This window comes from Tunturiibacter gelidiferens, assembly GCF_014201335.1.
GTDB classification, from domain to species: Bacteria; Acidobacteriota; Terriglobia; order Terriglobales; family Acidobacteriaceae; genus Edaphobacter; species Edaphobacter lichenicola_E.
Genome location: NZ_JACHEB010000012.1, coordinates 42985 through 57049 on the forward strand (window position 1 = coordinate 42985; position 14065 = coordinate 57049).

Genomic DNA, 14065 nt, shown 5'->3' on the forward strand with positions numbered 1-14065 from the left:
CTGAACCCTAAGTTCTTAGAACTGCATGCCCATCATCTGCTGATAAGCGCCTACTGCTTTGTTCCGCACCTGCAGCGCCAGCTCGAACGCCATATTCGCCTTCTGTGTCGCAATCATGGCGTCGTGCACTTCAACACCAGAGCCATTCAACAACCCGGTCACAGCCTCCCCAGCCTTCTGGTCAAGCTTTGCCGTCTCCTTCACCATCGACTGCAGCACTCCAGCAAACGGCACACTACCCGCACCACCCGCATTCGACGCCGCGACACCCGCATCACTCAGGAAGCCATCATCGAGACCTCCCATTCCCACTCCGCTCATTACCCCAGGACCAACAGGCAATCCGACCACAATTCCTCCTCTGCGTTTCTTATGTCTTCGCGCCCCGCGCCTATCGCCTTACTTCAGAAGGTCAAGCGAAGAATTGAACATGCCCTTCTCCGCCGTGATCGCCGAGGCGTTCATCCCGTAGGACCGCGTCGCCCCCATCAAATCCACCATCTCGGTCAGCGGATTGATATCCGGATACGCCACAAATCCATCCGGTCCCGCATCTGGGTGCGATGGGTCATACCGTTGCAGCGGCTTACTTGCATCTGCGATCACCCCGGTCACTTCAACCCCACCCGGCGTAGGATTGGCCGCTGTCAGATCACCACTCAAGCCGCCGATAATACCGCCGCCATAGATATTTTTTAAACCAGTCCCCACACTCACGCTCGTGCCACCGTTCAAATGGTTCACCATCGAGTCCTGAAAGGTTCCGCCATCCTGAGCCTGGAACACCACATGGTGGCGCTGATAGGGCCCACCATCCGTCGTTCGCGTCGTCTCAGCATTGGCCATATTCGAAGCCACCACCTCGGCACGTACTCGCTCGGCCTTCAACGCCGAACCGCTTATATCCATCACTCCAAAGATATTCATGGCTTATTTCGAATCCATATGAATTGCACTCATTACCGACGAGAACTCGCCCTTCAAAAGCTGCGTTCCCAGCTTGAACTGCATCTGCGCCTTGGCTAGTTGCAAGCCTTCGCGGTCCATCGACACGTTGTTACCATCCGGCCGCGCCACCAATCCATCGACGTCCTCCATCGGAGCCTGCACGCCCTCAAGGCCCGTCGCTCCGGCGCTGTCATTCAACTGCTGAGCGAACACCTCTTCGAAGTCGAACCCCTGCGTCTTGAAGCCAGGCGTATCAACATTCGCCATGTTTCTCGCAGTCCCTTGCATCTGCTGACTGGTCAGATCCAGATATCGTCCCAAAGCATCACTCATCGCTGTCGTCGTCTGCATGTTCTGCACCTCCACGCCATGACATATGCAGTCGTACGACCAAACAAAAGCGCCCTCAAATGAGAGCGCTCTTATCAACTTCAATTTTGGATTTGTTAAAACAAGTGACTGAAATCGCGGGTATCGTATCTAAAATGCGAGCTACCCTCGCGTAGCTCGCCCAAAACGAATCTCGTCCTCTCCGATCTCCATCTTGTCCCCTGCCAGAATCGCACCACGCTCCAACACATGCATTAGCTCCCGTACATTGCCAGGCCACGAGTGTTCATGCAACTTCGCCTCCGCATCAAGAGTCAACCGCTTTCGCGGCATCTCCTGGCCCATCTGTTCCAGGATGTGCTCTGCCAGCGACCCAAGATCGTCCATCCGATCCCGAAGTGCCGGCACCTCGATCGGAAAAACAGCCAGCCGATGATAAAGATCCAGCCGGAAGGTCCTCTCCGCACCGACGCTGGTAGCAAGTTTCTCCAACGGCTGATGCGTCGCCGCGATCACTCTTACATCGACGCGCATCGTCTCGTTATCGCCTACCCGTTGCAACTCGCCACACTCCAAAAACCGCAGCATCTTCGCCTGCAAGGCCATCGGCATCTCTCCGATCTCATCCAGGAACAGAGTCCCCCCATGCGCCGCTTCGATCCTTCCCGTCCGAGAATGAACCGCCCCGGTGAAGGCTCCACGTGTATGTCCAAATAACTCGGCCTCGAGCAAAGCCTCAGGAATTGCCGCGCAGTTCAACACTGCAAACGGTTTACCCGCTCGCTCACTCAAGCGATGCAACGCCCGCGCTACAACTTCTTTCCCGGTTCCCGTCTCCCCTTCAATCAACACAGTCGTTGATCGCGGAGCAACCAACCGAATCAACCGTGTCAATTCGCGCATCGGCTCACTCGCGCCAATCATCTCTGGCAACATCGCCTCGTGCTTTGCCGTAGGCCGTGCCGCTTCTTCCCGGCCCAACAGGAACCCCAGCGCCTGCCGCGTCGACTCTAGCCGTATCTGCTCTTCCCTCTCCCGCTCCCCATCCTGGTCAACATCTTTTCTCGGTGGAGACGGCATCCGAATCGGCGCTCTCGTTCCCGGACCCGCCCCTGCCGGAGCAGGCTCAGGCACCGAAGCCGGAGCAGCCGCCCAGGCCGCCGTATCGTTCAGGGGAGCGTTCTGGGCCTCCCGCAATGCATGCAGCAACTCATTACGTCGCGAGCTCCGCGCCCCGCCATCCACGCCACCGTCCACCCGAAGCAACTCCATCGCCGGGTACATCACCCGAATCACACTCGCAAACTCACCGACCTCGAGGTCTGGCAACCAGCTATCCACCAGCAGAGCCTCCGACCGCGCGTCCTCAAGCTGTGCCATCGCCTCCGCTCCCCCACTGGCCTCTCGCACCTGCCACCGCAGTCCCGTCAAGGAGGTACGCAACCGTTGCCGCAGCGCAGCATCCGCACTCGCCAATACCACCGTTCGTGCAGCAGCCACCTCGCCCGTCTCCATGTTTAACACTGATTCCCGTCCCATGCCCATCTTCGTCACCCTATCCTCTCGTCCTTCGTATCCGCGTTCACCTGTTGCAACATCGTCCTCATCGTTCCAACGGTTTGGTTCAACCGCACACACTCTTTCAAAGCCTCTCGAATCGCCTCCAGCATGGCATCCGGCTCCCCAATCAACTCGCCCATCGCCAGTCTGCACTGCAGCACCGTCAAAGGCTGGCAGAGACCATGCAGCGCCATATCCAGGCGCTCCGCAAATTCAGCGCGACCACTTTGTTGCGCAAGCTCACGCACCGGCAAACGCCGCACTTGTGGGAAGCATTCCAACTCGTCCCACCGGTTTGCGCACGGCGCTCATGCGGTAACCCTCTCCCCGCACCGTCTCGATAACGGAGCTCGCCAGGTCGCCATCCGCACTCGCCGCCCCCAACTTTCGCCGCAGATAGTTGATGTACACATCCACCACATTCGTACCGGCATCGGGAGACATCTGCCAGACATCCCGCAGCAACTCACTCCGGCTGCAGCACTGCCCAGCCCGCTTCAGCAAAAACTCCAGCAAGCTAAATTCCTTCACGGTCAGATCCACCAACTGTCCGTTGCGCATCACCTTGCGCTCCATCCGGTTCAATTCAACATCGCCGTGCCGAAGCACCGGATCGGCAAACTGCTCCCGTCGTCGCATCAGCGCGCGGCATCGCGCCGTTAGTTCATGAAAGCTGAAAGGCTTCAGCAGGCAATCATCCGCGCCCAGATTCAGGCACTTCACCCGCTCCTCCACCTGGCTGCGGCCCGTCAGCACCAGCACAGAGGTCTCATCGAACCGGCCGCTCATCTCAGCCAGCACTTCGGTCCCATCTTTCCGTGGGAGACTCAGATCCAGAACGATCAGATCCGGACGATGCTCTTCTGCATATCTCAGTCCGGCCTCGCCGTCTGTCACCCAATCGACCTGGTGTCCCTCCAGCTTCAACCCCTTCTGAAGAAACAATCCCAGTGCTGCATCATCTTCCACGATCAAAACTCGCATTTCGTCTCCCAAGGCACAGTCAAGATGTTCAGGTCATCCACACCAACCGAAGTCACGTTACTCAACCGCGTGGTGTCTTATTACCTTGGTGCATTCACTTGCTCCTGACAAGAGATCTTTCGCAAACTTTTGTGCGCGAATTTCAAAACGGGAATCACTGCATCACCGCGCCAAAAACCGCTCCACACGCGACGACACCGCATCGGCATCGCAGTTCATGATCAAGTGCGCGCAGTTTCCAGCCGAAATATAAGTCTCTGCCCCAACAGCCTTCGCCCACTCCAGTGCAGGTTGCGGAGTAACCATCCGATCCTCCGCTGCCACGATTACCAGAAACTTCACCGGCAGTCCGCGCGCTACCTCTTCGATCGTTCTTCCATGCAGCACATCGTGATGCATAATCGCTTTCGCCTGCCACATTCTGTCATTCGCGTCCTGCCGCTGCGGCGACTCCACCAATTTCATCCATTCCGCAAACCGTTCCTTCGGCACCTCTGCATTTCGATATTGCGGCGCACTCACAATCAGCGTCCCAATCGCATTGGCAAGTTTCAACTCCGGCTCGGTCACATACCGCCCACCCATATATCCAGGATCAGATTCAATCGCCTCAATCAAAATCTGCTTCGACAACAGATCAAAGCTCGTCACCTGCGGCGTCCCCACAATCGGCACCGCCATGTCCAAAAACTTCGGATATAAAACCGCCCACGCAAACACCTGTTCTCCGCCCATCGACAGCCCTACCGCCGCATGCACGTGCCGCACATGGAGGACCTCAGTCAACACGCGGTACTGCGCCCGCACCATATCCTCCATGGTGAATGCCGGGAACTCCGGCCCATGCTGCCGCTTGCTGTTCGATGGCGACGAAGACACTCCATCCCCGAACGCATCGAACGCAACACCAAAGAACCGCGACGTATCCACCAACCGATGCCCGCTCTCCATCTCCCCAAAGAACGGAATCAGCTCATCACTTCGTCCATTCAGCCACGAAGGCATCACCACCACATTCGACCCATCAGCGTTCATCACACCAAAGGTCCGGTATCCAACCTTGCAGTCCAGCACTACCTTCCCGCTCGCCAACCGGCATTCTCCCAACTCGGCAATCTTCTGCGCACCCTCTTCCGCCCACCCAATCGAAATCGCCAACACCCAGATCACAGCCAACCCAAAAATCCTAAGCCAGTTCCCCATAATTTTCATGAAATCAGCATATCCCTCGCCTACGAGCCGACTGCTGTAGCCCTCCCGAATACCTCACACAAATAAATCTTTCAGAAGCTTCAACAGTTATCCCTTTGACTTAGGTTACGTGAGAGAACATAATCATTTTCTAATTTCTCGAGGTTTCAGCCGATGAAAAAAGTCCTAAAACTGATTGCCTATCAACTGGAAGCATTGTCTCTAGCGTGGCCGCACTAGAAGCCGCTGCCTTATCTCCTGAATACGGAGGTCGAAGGCTTACTAAGAAACAACTAAACGAACTGAAATTGTCAGCTCAGGAGAAGCACAAGAAGATATTTGATCGTCTGGAAGCGATGATCGTTGCTCTTCCCTCAAAGCTCTAAACAGTTTGTGCATTGCTTTTCTGTCTTTCAACTTCAAAAGGCTTGTTACCGAATATGGATCGTCTGTCATGAATCTCTTCAATCTAGCCAAGAAGTTTCCAACCGAAGAACACGCATTAGCGTATTGGATGAAGACACGTTGGCCTGATGGGGCTAGGTGCTTGGCTTGCGACCACGACAAGTGCTATCTGATCGAAACCAAGGGTAAAACTGGTAAGGTGGCGCGGCTGTTTGAGTGTGCGGATTGCGGTTTGCACTTCTCTGCTACAACAAACTCTCTATTCCACGATTCGCACTTGCCTTTGCAGAAGTGGTTTATGGCTATCTCGCTCATGGTGGAGGCTAAGAAAGGCATATCAGCCAACCAAATGAAACGGCATATCGGCGTGACGTATAAGACCGCTTGGTATGTGTGCCACCGCATTAGACAGGCGATGCAGGAAGGCCCCAATTTCACGGTTGGCGGCCCGACCACAACGGTAGAGATTGACGAAACCTATGTTGGTGGCCGCAATCGTTTGCAAGGACACAAGGCATCACACAAAGGTAAAACGGCTGTACTAGTATTGGCCGAACGTGAGGGCCAGATTCATATGCAGAAGATGAAGAAGCATTGGTCTTGGCCTTATGCGTGAAGCGATAGCTCAACGTCTTGACTCTGATACTCCGCATGTAGTGACGGACGGAAAGCCACTCTATAAAGGTGTGATTCCAACAATCAAACATGATCGCGGCAACCACAAAGAAGAACTGAAGGATAAGAACTGGACGAACACGTATACGGTTGAGAGCGCGTTCTCGCTGTTCAAACGCGGTATCGTAGGCAACTATCACAAACTCAGTGTGGAACATTTGGACAGGTATTTGGGGGAGTTTTGCTGTCGATATAACAGACGGCATCAGCAAGCCAAACTATTCGATATGGCATTGCATAATCTGGCCAATCGGAAGCCATCGCCTTATAAAGACCTAACTTTCTAGGTAGAATTGCCGAGACCAAACGCCGTGAACATCGGCCCTATCAGAGTTGGCACTCAGCCTATCCGTGTCAGCGTGAAAACGTGCCGCAGAAGGTTAGGACTCGATAGGGAAAACAGCACTCAGGAGCTACTCCGCGTAGTAGTGGCGTTTGGTCATTTGTCCATTTTCTGGACACGTCGCGCCGCAATCTTGGCCCTAGTCTCTGCCATTTCTCTTTCGGCTTTAGCAGCTTTCTCAGCCTTGAGTTTGACACTCAATTCCTTAACGCTCATGGGTTTCATGGTCGCCATACGGCGCAATACCGCGTCGAATTTGTCTGCGTCTACTTTTAGGTCTTTCATGCGAATATTGTAGGCAATATGCGTAAGCTATTTGCATTGTTAGTCTTGTTAGCGCTGCCTATTCTTTCACCAGCCCAAAATCCTAGCGCTGGGAAATCGTCGTCCAAATCTGCATTTATCGCAAACAATCGCACATTATGCTCAGGGGTTTGGTCCCCACCACTAGAGCCGCCCACGCTGCAAGAGATAGCGCCAACGCTGTTATTCGCATAGAACGTGGTTGGGCGTTGATTTTGAAAGAGGTCGATACGGGCACTCACTACGAACGGTTCGTTACAAATCAGGGAAATACTTCTATTCGGATTGCCTCGGCGACTTGGAATTTGTTCGCTATGGGCATATCTGACAATCTGCCCGCCTCGAGCTAGCTACACCAGAAAAAGGCAAAGAGATTGCTGAAATCGTTGCCCCGAATGAAAAACACCTTTTCGCTTCTTTTTGGATACATCAAGAGTTCAAAACTCTTTGGAATGAAATCATCAAAAAGGATGAAACCCACGGTCGTCAAATGAGGGCGTATGTCACATGCGGCGTGATCTATATAGAGATGTGTTGGATGAATCGAGAACCCACGAAACTCGATACGCTCGTCTTTATGACCCTCCAAATGGATTCTTCGCATTCACCAATCCTGAGTACAACCGCCACACATAGAACAAATTTGGCGAGATAAGACACGAAAGATTAAAGGGGTGAACTTTCTATCTCAAACTATCTCTAGTTCCCCCTGTCCATTTTCTGGATGGTTCCTCAGTCAAAGGGATAATCATTGAAGCTTCTTGCAATTCGCTTTTTATTCGCTACAATCTCCGCATGGCTATAACACGGCGGCAAAAAGAGGTTATCGACTTCCTCTCCAGCTTCACGCAAAAGAACGGCTACTCGCCCTCCTACGAGGAGATTGCCAGCGGCCTGGGCCTGAGCTCTCTCGCCACCGTGCACAAACACATCACCAACCTCCAGAACAAGGGCCTCCTCCAGCGCGCGCACAATCGCAGCCGCTCTATCGACGTGCTCCCGGTTCGCAGCGGCAAAAAAGGCTCCGACCGTCTCCCCCTGCTAGGTCGCATCGCCGCCGGCAAGCCTGTCGAGGCCATCGAAAGTGCCGAAAGCATCTCTCTCTCGGACATCATCGGCAACCGTGAAGTCTTCGCCCTCGAGGTACGAGGCGACTCCATGCGCGACGAACACATCGTCTCCGGCGACTACGTTCTGGTCGAGCGCACCCGCACCGCGCGCGAAGGCGAGATCATCGTCGCTCTCATCGATGGCTCCGACGCAACCCTCAAGCGCTTCTACCGCGAAGGCAGCATGATTCGCCTTCAACCCTCGAACACCGAAATGTCTCCCATCTACGCCCCTGCAGCCAACGTAAGCATTCAGGGCAAAGTCCTTGGCGTCCTACGCAAATACGCATAAAATTCATACACACCTCCCCTGCCGCATTGCCCTCTCCTTCCCGCGTCTCCTCGTCCAAACATCGATTCAGCAACATCGCCACGTCTTTACCGTAAACTTTTTCAGAGGCAACGGAACCGAAAAGCGCCTTCCTGCGTAAACACACTTCGGAGACTCATTTCGCCAGCACGAACGGGAGCAATCATTGGCCACGCAGCGCAAAAATAAACGGAAGACCTGGCTCTGGGCTGGCCTCACCGCCCTTGTCGTCGTTGTCGTTCTCGGCGTGGTCGCAGCCGCCCGCGGCAACACAACAAAGTTCGAGCCCTCGCAACTGGCCAAAGCAGAGCGTGGAGATATTGCCCGCTCAGTAGTCGCCACCGGCAAGGTCCAGCCCATCACTAAAGTCGAAGTCAAATCCAAAGCGTCCGGCATCGTCACCCGCCTCGACACCGACATCAACGCCCAGGTTAAGCAGGGCCAGGTACTCGCCCAACTCGACCAGCAGGAAATCCTCGACCAGGTAGCTGCCCAAAAAGCCCAGCTCGCCGCAGCCGAATCCAACGCCCGCGCCGCCGCGGCCTCCATCGACTACGACAAGGTCAACGCCGAAGCCCCCGACCTCCCCATGTACAAGCACACCTACGAGCGGAACCTCCAAATGTCTAAGGAGGGAGTCGTCTCCCAGCAGGCGCTTGATGACGCCCAGCAGAAGTATCTCGCCGACCTCAACACACGCGACAAAGCCGTAGCCCAAATCACCGTGGACACCTCGAAGCTACGCCAAGCCGAGGCCCAGGTAGCCCAAAACAGGGCCTCCCTCAAACAGCTCGAGGAGCAACTCGGCTATACCACCATCACTTCGCCCATGGACGGCATCATCCTCTCCCGCGACGTCGAGATCGGTGACGCCGTCAGCTCCATCCTCGTCCTCGGCTCCACCGCCACCCTCGTCATGACCATCGGCGACATCAACCAGGTTTACGTGCAGGGCAAGGTTGACGAGTCCGACATCGGCAAGGTTTACCTCGGACAGGCAGCCCGCATCAAAGTAGAGTCATTCAAAGACAAGACCTTCCAGGGTAAGGTCACTAAGATAGCCCCACTCGGCGTTGAAAAGGATAACGTCACCACCTTCGAAGTTCGTGTCTCCATCGACAACCCGGGCGGCGAACTCAAAGCCAACATGACCGCCAACGCCGAGATTCTCCTCGAAGAGCACAAAAACGTCCTCACAGTTCCCGAGCAGGCCGTCCTCTACGACAAGGATCGCAACGCCTCCGTCGAAATCCCCGACCCCAAGCAAAAGACCGGCCGCAGAAAGGTCGACATCAAAGCCGGTATCTCTAACGGCACAAAAACCGAGATTCTCGTAGGCCTCAATTCCGGGGACACCGTCATTCTTCAGCAATAGCAGGCAGGGCCAGTGACACTACTCAAAAGTCGCCGTCTGAGCGAACAAGATCGCAACTAATATCTGTTGAGCTAACATCTAAACCGCAGTCACCGAGTCGACATAAGGAACCATCATGACGATCAAACTACTCACCTCCACCGTCGCAATTCTCTCCCTGGCCGCAGCCTCCGCCTTCGCAGCAGACAGCAACTTCGAACGCACCCTCAGCGCCGGAAGCTCTCCCAACGTCTCGATCTCTACCGGTTCCGGTTACATCCGCCTCCATTCCGGCTCCGGAGATCAAATCCACATCATCGGTCACGTCCACTCCAGCCACGGTTGGATGAGCGGCGGCAGCGACGCCGACAGCCGCGTCCAACAGATCGTCAGCAACCCGCCGATCGTCCAGAACGGTAACGACATAACCATTGGCGAACGTCACAACAACGACCTCTTCCACAACATCAGCATCGACTATGAAATCACCCTCCCCCGCGGCTCCGCCATCAACTCCTCCACAGGCTCAGGCGACGTCGAAATTCAAGACGTCGGCGCATCCGTCAAAGCACAGAGCGGCTCCGGCAGCGTCCGCGTCCACGGGGTCCAGGGCATGACCACCCTTGGTACCGGCTCAGGAGACATCGAACTTCAGCAAACTGGCCCCGGAGACGTCAAAGCCGAAACCGGTAGTGGCAGCATTCGTCTCCACGGCATCGCCGGAGGCCTCAAGGCCAGCACCGGCTCCGGCGATATCGAAGCCGAAGGCCAACCTACCACTGACTGGAAGGTCTCAACCGGCAGCGGCAGCGTTCGACTCTCAGTCGGCAGTGCCCACTTCAACCTCGACGCCGACACCGGCTCAGGCAACATCAGCGTGGCTCAACCCATGACCATGCAGGGCAGCCTCAACCGCCATCACGTCAGCGCGGTCGTAGGCGGCGGAGGCCCCACCATCCGCGTAGGCACCGGCTCAGGCGACATCCAAATCAAGTAGCCCACCCCCAAAGACGAAAGACGGTGGCCGCAATCCGCGGCCACCGTTTCTATTTGCCGTCATCAACCACTAAGCGACGATGGTCACCTTACCTCCTTCGAGGTCATACACTCCACCGACCACCTTCACACCGTTCTGCTTCATTGCCTTTGCGATCAGCGTAGAACCCTCGCGTACCAGGCCCGTCTGAAACACAACATTCGCTTTCACCGCCTGCACCACGTCACCATGCGCGTCGCGAACACCCGGTAACAGGTGCTGGTACAGCACACTAATCTGCCCCGGCACCTCTTTGCCCTGCACTGCCGCTGCAATGGCTCCGCAGTTCGTGTGTCCCAGTACCAGAATCGCCTTGAGCCCCAGCACAACCACACCATATTCAAGGGTCGACATCACTTCAGGCGTCACCACATTTCCCGCCACCCGCGTCACAAACACATGCCCGATGTTCTGATCGAGCAATATCTCCACTGGCACACGCGAGTCGGCGCACGAGAGCACCGCCGCAAACGGCTCCTGCTTCAGCACCGTCTTCTCCTTCAGGATCTTCAAGTCCTCCGGGAACGAAGTGATCTTCCCCGCAATGTACCGCTCGTTTCCAGCCATCAACTCATGCATCGCGTCGTCACCCGACATCCCCGTCTGCGCAAACGCCCTGCTGCCAACTCCCGCCGCAACGCCAGCCGCCGCGACTCCAGCAACAAACTGCCTCCGCGTCCACTCCCTCTCCATCCCTCGCCGCATAGTCTCTCCTTTTCGCCAGCAAGCTTATACCAGCCGTATCGTTTACGCTTAAACGATGTCGCTTGCCTTCCCTCCCCGCCTCATCGTCTTCGATCTCGACGGAACCCTCATCGATTCCCGCGTTGACCTCTGCAACTCCGTCAACGCCACCCTCGCCCACCTCGGCAAGCCCACCCTCCCCGAAGCCGTCATCTCTGGCTACATCGGCGACGGAGCCTCCATGCTCGTCCGCCGCGCCATCGGCGACCCCGAAGGCGACTCAACCGACGAGCAATATGTAACCAAAGCACTCACATTCTTCCTCGACTACTACCGCATCCACAAACTCGACTACACCTACGTCTATCCCGGAGTCCTCGAAGCCCTCGAAACCATCCGCACCGCACATCCGGAAACCCTCATGGCTGTCCTCACCAACAAACCCGTTCACCCCTCCCGCGACATCTGCGCGCACTTCGGCCTCTCCCGCTTCTTCTTCCAGAACTACGGTGGCAACAGCTTCCATACAAAAAAGCCCGACCCCCACGGCCTCGAAGCCCTTATCCGGGAGGCCTCCGTCCTCGCCGGCCGCAACATCTCCCCCGCCGAAACCATCATGGTCGGCGACACCGACATCGACGTCCTCACCGCCCGCAGCTGCGGAGCCCACAGCATCGGCTGCACCTTCGGCCTCAATCCCCACTCCCTCGCCGACGCCCCGCCCGACCACCTGGCCCACTCCCCAACCGACTGGCCATCCCTCATCGCCGCCCATCCGCCGCAAAACTTTTGACGCCCTCCCGGTGGCTTGCTACCCTCATCAGCAAATGGCCACCAACCCCAACCCGCTCGCCACTACCTGTTGCATCATCGGCGGAGGCCCAGCGGGCATCATGCTGGGCTTCCTCCTCGCCCGCGCCGGCGTCAAGGTCACAGTCCTCGAGAAACACAAAGACTTCTTCCGCGACTTCCGCGGCGACACCATCCACCCCTCCACGCTCGATCTCCTTCACGAGCTAGGCCTCCTGGAGAAGTTCCTCACCATCCCGCACTCTCAAGTCGCGGCCCTTTCCGCCATCGTAGGCGGCGAACGCTTCGCCATCGCGGACTTCTCGCACGTCCCCACCTACTGCAAGTTCATAGCCCTCATGCCGCAGTGGGACTTCCTCGACTTCCTCTCCTCCGAAGCCACGCGCTACCCGTCCTTCAACCTCCGCATGGGCTGGGAGGCCACCGGCCTCATCAACGAGAACGGAGTCACCACTGGCGTTCGGGCCAACACTCCAGACGGCCCCGTCGAAATCCCCGCCACCGTAACCATCGGCTGCGACGGCCGCCACGCCATCTCCCGCGATGCTGGCCACCTCCCGCTCAACGACGAAGGCGTTCCCATAGACGTCCTCTGGCTCAAAATCGCGCGCCAACCATCCGATCCCGAGAATGCCCTCGGCTACATCAACTACGGCCGCCTCATCATCCTCATCAATCGCAACGACTACTTTCAGGTCGGCTACATCATCGCCAAAGGCACCTTCCCCCAGATCCAGCAAGCCGGCATCCCTGCCTTTCAGCAGAGCATTGAGCGCATCGTTCCCTTCCTCGCCGGACGCACCACCGAGATCGACTCCTGGGACAAGGTCAAACTTCTCACCATCCAGGTCAATCGCCTTCAGGAGTGGTCGTCCCCCGGCTTGCTCTGCATCGGCGACGCCGCCCACGCCATGTCGCCCGTCGGCGGCATCGGCATCAACATTGCCATTCAGGACGCTGTAGCCACAGCCAACATCCTCACCGAAGCGCTACTCTCAAACTCCCTCACCCAACATCATCTCCGCCAGGTGCAGGACTACCGCGAGACCGCCGTTCGCAATACCCAACGCGTTCAGGTCTTCGCCCACCGCATCCTTGACCGCGTCCTCCGCGATAACGGCCCCATCAAATCACCGCTCGCCCTGCGCATCCTCACCCACATCCCCGGCTTCCAGAACCTACCCGCACGCTTCGTCGGAGTAGGCCTCCAACCACAACACATCAAAAACTTCTAGCGCAAGCAGAGGTTGGTGTGGCCTCTGCTCTGCCTTTTTTTTGTCTGTCATTCCCGAAGGGAATCTGCTGTTGCCTTCCTCAGCACTAGCAGCAAATCCGCCCCAGCTCTACTCAAACCCGCGATTCCAGCTCGAAATCACTCGCATCTCCCGCTCCCACCCCATCACACTCACGCTCCCTGTCCCCAGCGCCAGCAAACTTCCACCAGTCGCGTCCAATCCAATCCACCGCGCCGCCAGTATCCGCAAAATATGAGCATGCGCAAACAGCGCCACCTTCCCTCCTTGCGGAGCAGCCGCAAGCGCACGAGCGATCACCCCATCCGCGCGCTCCCCCACATGCTCCACCGTCTCCCCGCCAATAATCACGTTCTTCCACACCGACCAGCCCGGAATCGACGCCTGAATCTCCTTGGTCGTCTTGCCTTCGTACACGCCGTAATCCCACTCCATCAGACCCTCCTCCACCACAGCCTGATCCCCAAAGCCCGCGATGGCACAAGTCTCCCGAGCCCTCTGCATCGGGCTTTCAAACACCGCATCAAACTTCGTACCCTTCAAAAAATCGCGCAACTCCTCCGCGCGCTTCCGCCCATGATCGGTCAGCGGAATATCTGTCCGGCTCGTATGCGCCCCACTTAAACTCCACTCCGTCTCTCCATGCCGCACCAGCCACAACTCCGTTCCCACACTCATCCCAACCTCCTAATCAAGTTGTCAAAACAAAAATTCCGTCATCCTGCCCTGAGCGTAGTCGAAGGAGAACAATCCCTATATCCGCTCTCGCA

Annotated in this window: 17 protein-coding genes; 7 read left to right on the forward strand and 10 right to left on the reverse strand. The window is 56.8% G+C overall.

The genetic code is table 11. From position 1 onward, the window contains the following. Positions 1–15: 15 nt before the first annotated feature. The 7 genes from fliE to HDF14_RS21140 form a co-directional block, all read right to left on the reverse strand. The gene (gene fliE / locus HDF14_RS21110) at positions 16–306 is read right to left on the reverse strand and encodes a flagellar hook-basal body complex protein FliE (protein ID WP_183980664.1); all 291 of its coding nucleotides are present in this window, start codon (positions 304–306) and stop codon (positions 16–18) included. 93 nt (positions 307–399) lie between these two features. After that, a complete protein-coding gene (flgC, locus tag HDF14_RS21115) occupies positions 400–927 on the reverse strand; it encodes a flagellar basal body rod protein FlgC (RefSeq protein ID WP_183980666.1) in 528 nt (175 codons plus the stop codon). Between the two features lie 3 nt (positions 928–930). Continuing rightward, positions 931–1299 carry a flagellar basal body rod protein FlgB gene (gene flgB, locus HDF14_RS21120; protein WP_183980669.1) on the reverse strand — a complete coding sequence of 123 codons (369 nt, stop codon included), beginning with the start codon at positions 1297–1299 and terminating at the stop codon, positions 931–933. A 141-nt stretch (positions 1300–1440) separates the two neighbouring features. Beyond that, positions 1441–2817, reverse strand: coding sequence for a sigma-54-dependent transcriptional regulator (locus tag HDF14_RS21125; protein WP_260698470.1), 1377 nt, complete (start codon positions 2815–2817; stop codon positions 1441–1443). Between the two features lie 11 nt (positions 2818–2828). Then, entirely contained in the window at positions 2829–3086 is a 258-nt protein-coding gene (locus tag HDF14_RS21130; protein WP_183980670.1) for a hypothetical protein, read from the reverse strand. Then, positions 3079–3822, reverse strand: a complete 744-nt coding sequence (locus HDF14_RS21135) for a response regulator transcription factor (protein ID WP_183980672.1) — start codon at positions 3820–3822, stop codon at positions 3079–3081. The genes HDF14_RS21130 and HDF14_RS21135 overlap by 8 nt, the downstream gene beginning before the upstream one ends. Positions 3823–3984: 162 nt before the next feature. Beyond that, the gene (locus HDF14_RS21140; protein WP_183980674.1) at positions 3985–5034 is read right to left on the reverse strand and encodes an alpha/beta fold hydrolase; all 1050 of its coding nucleotides are present in this window, start codon (positions 5032–5034) and stop codon (positions 3985–3987) included. A gap of 433 nt (positions 5035–5467) precedes the next feature. Here HDF14_RS21140 and HDF14_RS21145 point away from each other — a divergent pair, with 433 nt between their 5' ends. Both HDF14_RS21145 and HDF14_RS27720 read left to right on the forward strand, forming a co-directional pair. After that, complete coding sequence (locus tag HDF14_RS21145) at positions 5468–6034, forward strand: IS1595 family transposase (protein ID WP_183980676.1); 567 nt, start codon at positions 5468–5470, stop codon at positions 6032–6034. Then, positions 6027–6380 (forward strand): transposase, encoded by a 354-nt coding sequence (locus tag HDF14_RS27720; protein ID WP_183980678.1) that lies wholly within the window; start codon positions 6027–6029, stop codon positions 6378–6380. Before HDF14_RS21145 ends, HDF14_RS27720 begins: the two co-directional genes overlap by 8 nt. Before the next feature lie 152 nt (positions 6381–6532). Here HDF14_RS27720 and HDF14_RS21155 read toward each other — a convergent pair whose 3' ends face one another. Then, positions 6533–6721: a hypothetical protein gene (locus HDF14_RS21155; protein ID WP_183980680.1), complete on the reverse strand. Its 189-nt coding sequence runs from the start codon at positions 6719–6721 to the stop codon at positions 6533–6535. Between the two features lie 813 nt (positions 6722–7534). On the opposite strand from HDF14_RS21155, the gene lexA reads away from it, so the two are divergent. From lexA to HDF14_RS21170, 3 genes are all read left to right on the forward strand, one after another. After that, positions 7535–8140, forward strand: a complete 606-nt coding sequence (lexA, locus tag HDF14_RS21160) for a transcriptional repressor LexA (protein ID WP_183980682.1) — start codon at positions 7535–7537, stop codon at positions 8138–8140. Between the two features lie 184 nt (positions 8141–8324). Next, positions 8325–9533: an efflux RND transporter periplasmic adaptor subunit gene (locus HDF14_RS21165; protein WP_183980684.1), complete on the forward strand. Its 1209-nt coding sequence runs from the start codon at positions 8325–8327 to the stop codon at positions 9531–9533. 115 nt (positions 9534–9648) lie between these two features. Continuing rightward, on the forward strand, positions 9649–10509 hold the full coding sequence (locus tag HDF14_RS21170) for a DUF4097 family beta strand repeat-containing protein (RefSeq protein WP_183980686.1): 861 nt from the start codon (positions 9649–9651) through the stop codon (positions 10507–10509). Between the two features lie 69 nt (positions 10510–10578). Here HDF14_RS21170 and HDF14_RS21175 read toward each other — a convergent pair whose 3' ends face one another. Then, positions 10579–11253 carry a carbonic anhydrase gene (locus tag HDF14_RS21175; protein ID WP_260698471.1) on the reverse strand — a complete coding sequence of 225 codons (675 nt, stop codon included), beginning with the start codon at positions 11251–11253 and terminating at the stop codon, positions 10579–10581. A 55-nt stretch (positions 11254–11308) separates the two neighbouring features. Between HDF14_RS21175 and HDF14_RS21180 the strand changes: the two genes are divergently transcribed. Next, positions 11309–12025, forward strand: coding sequence for an HAD family hydrolase (locus HDF14_RS21180; protein WP_183980688.1), 717 nt, complete (start codon positions 11309–11311; stop codon positions 12023–12025). Positions 12026–12059: 34 nt separating this feature from the next. Continuing rightward, entirely contained in the window at positions 12060–13277 is a 1218-nt protein-coding gene (locus HDF14_RS21185; RefSeq protein ID WP_183980690.1) for an FAD-dependent oxidoreductase, read from the forward strand. Positions 13278–13385: 108 nt separating this feature from the next. Here the strand turns inward: HDF14_RS21185 and HDF14_RS21190 are convergent, their stop codons facing one another. After that, the gene (locus HDF14_RS21190; RefSeq protein WP_183980692.1) at positions 13386–13973 is read right to left on the reverse strand and encodes a histidine phosphatase family protein; all 588 of its coding nucleotides are present in this window, start codon (positions 13971–13973) and stop codon (positions 13386–13388) included. Positions 13974–14065: the final 92 nt, after the last annotated feature.